This window comes from Halomonas llamarensis (assembly GCF_023555005.1).
Classification (GTDB): domain Bacteria; phylum Pseudomonadota; class Gammaproteobacteria; order Pseudomonadales; family Halomonadaceae; genus Vreelandella; species Vreelandella llamarensis.
This window is the reverse complement of record NZ_JAMJPJ010000108.1, coordinates 1-446: the sequence shown is the minus strand read 5'-3', so window position 1 is coordinate 446 and position 446 is coordinate 1. Positions and strand designations below refer to the sequence as shown.

Here is a 446-nt window from a genome sequence, read left to right as displayed (position 1 = left end):
CTTCTATGACGACCACGGCCGCCCGGTGCAGCGCATCGAGGCCGACGGCAGCCAACAGTTTACCACGTACGATGACATTGGCCGTCTCAGCGAACTCACGCTGGGCAACGGCGCCGTGTATCGCTTTACCTATGACGACATGGATCGCCTCGCCCGCGAGACCGGCCCCGATGGCCGCGAGCAGCAGTACCGCTACGATGACGCCGGGCGACTGATCGAACGCATCGAAGCCAATCGCCCCGGCCCCGACGGCCAGCCGCTGGTCACCCGTTACGACTATGACGAAGCCGGTAGACTGACGGCGCGCCACTTGCCCGCCACGGAACACGCCCCGGCCAGCAGTGAACATTATCAGTGGGGCAGCAATGGGCAACTCATTAGCGTCACCAACGATCATGGCGAGGTGACCTTTAGCTACGACCACGCCCAGCGGTTAATCGGCGAAC

At 63.5% G+C, this 446-nt stretch carries 1 pseudogene; it reads left to right on the top strand.

The features are described from left to right. A pseudogene (locus M8006_RS17800) lies at positions 1-446 on the top strand (hypothetical protein); the annotation flags it as partial.